The following is a 1,672-nucleotide window of genomic DNA, read 5'->3' as shown; positions in this document are numbered from 1 at the left end:
GTTACAAACTGAAGAGGTACAAGCAGTGAAGTGGGCTTCTAAAGAGGAAATTTTAAAGCTAATAGAACTTAAAAAATTTATACCTTATTATGAAAGTATTATTGCGTTTCTTTTTGAAGGACGACATCATTATGGCTCTATTCGTCTTTAAATAGAACGTGCAAAGAATTAAACATATTAATTCAATAAAAAATCCCCAAATAGAGGTTTGTGAAGACAAAAAACCTCAAGAAATGCTGTGAAAACACCATTTCCTGGGGGTTATTTTGAATACTGTTAAAAGGGTTTTAGTTGAAAAACGATATTCAACAATCGGGCGCTTTTCTGAAATAAGGAAAGCGTCTTTCTTCATGAAAAGGGCCATTTAATGGAGTAAGACTCTCAACAAATAAAACCTGTTAATTTATGTGAGTTTGTGGAGAAGTTGTTTTTTTTAAACTAAAGGTGAAGATAGTTTTGTAAATGTAAAGGATATTGGGTTGTAATGTAGAACAAGTAAGGAATAAAATAATTTTTTGGAGGTAATGTATGATTAAAGATTTGTGGTTTTCTGTGCACCCGATTGATATTAATACATATGCAATTAGTGAATATGGTCATTGGGAGAAGGTACATTCATTTTTATTATTAGGTAATCAAAAAGCAGTTCTAATTGATACGGGTCTTGGAATTGATAATATAAAGAGAATTACTGACCAGTTGACTACCTTACCGATTGAAGTCATAACTACCCATGTCCACACTGATCATATAGGAAGTCATGGTGAATTTGAAAGAATATATGTTCATGAGGGAGATAAAGACTGGTTAGTGAATGGAATAAAAGGCTTATCAATTGAACAAATAAGAAAAGATATTAGTAGAGATATAACATTGCCTACTCCTAATACATTTAATCCTGATACATATCAACCATTTCAAGGGGAACCAACAGGGTTGTTAGTTGATGGCGATGTAATTGAATTGGGTAATAGAAATTTAATAATCTATCATACTCCTGGACATTCTCCAGGTCATATATCCGTTTTTGATGAAACAAACGGTTATTTGTTTACAGGGGATTTACTATATGATGAAACTCCTATATATGCTTTTTATCCTTCAACAAACCCTGTGGATTTAGTCAATTCTTTGGAAAAAGTTTCAGAGATACCAAACATTTCAATGGTTTACGGTTCACATAACACTTTAGGGCTTGAACCAAAAATTTTAGAAGAAGTAAAAATCGCAGTTAAGTTTTTGAGAGAAAATAAACTTACTAAATTTGGTACAGGAATCCATAAATTTAATGGTTTTAGTGTACAGTTTTAACATCTTATTGAACTAAAGCGTAGCGTTTTTTCAATAAGGTCTTTGAATTGTTCCTCTGCAAAAAAGAGGAAATGGAAAAAATGTTAATAATGTCTTTTAAAATTATCTTGAAATCGAGTTTTCCATTAAAGGGCGCGATTGTGGAACAACATAGCTGGAAAATGAACAAACTTTTTTGTAAAAATCTCATACATATCTAAAAAGAGTAACTCCATTTTGAACAATCTTTTTTCAAAAGGGAGTTTTTGAAGTTACTATTAGATAAGGATTGAGGGATATTTTTTAATCAACCTTTATTCCAAAGCTACAATAAGAACGGTCACTACTGCCTTTTCATTTGAATCACTTTTTATTGTGTATA

The 1,672-nt window shown here is 31.2% G+C and carries 1 protein-coding gene; it reads left to right on the top strand.

Going from position 1 to position 1,672, the window contains the following annotated elements:
- Positions 1-528 precede the first annotated feature (528 nt).
- On the top strand, positions 529-1,311 hold the full coding sequence (locus C9J35_RS22995; protein ID WP_054770101.1) for an MBL fold metallo-hydrolase: 783 nt from the start codon (positions 529-531) through the stop codon (positions 1,309-1,311).
- Positions 1,312-1,672: the final 361 nt, after the last annotated feature.

The sequence above is a fragment of the Lysinibacillus parviboronicapiens genome (genome assembly GCF_003049575.1).
Classification (GTDB): Bacteria; Bacillota; Bacilli; order Bacillales_A; family Planococcaceae; genus Lysinibacillus; species Lysinibacillus parviboronicapiens.
Note: the sequence above shows the minus strand (reverse complement) of the source record. Positions and strands in the feature narration are given on the sequence as shown.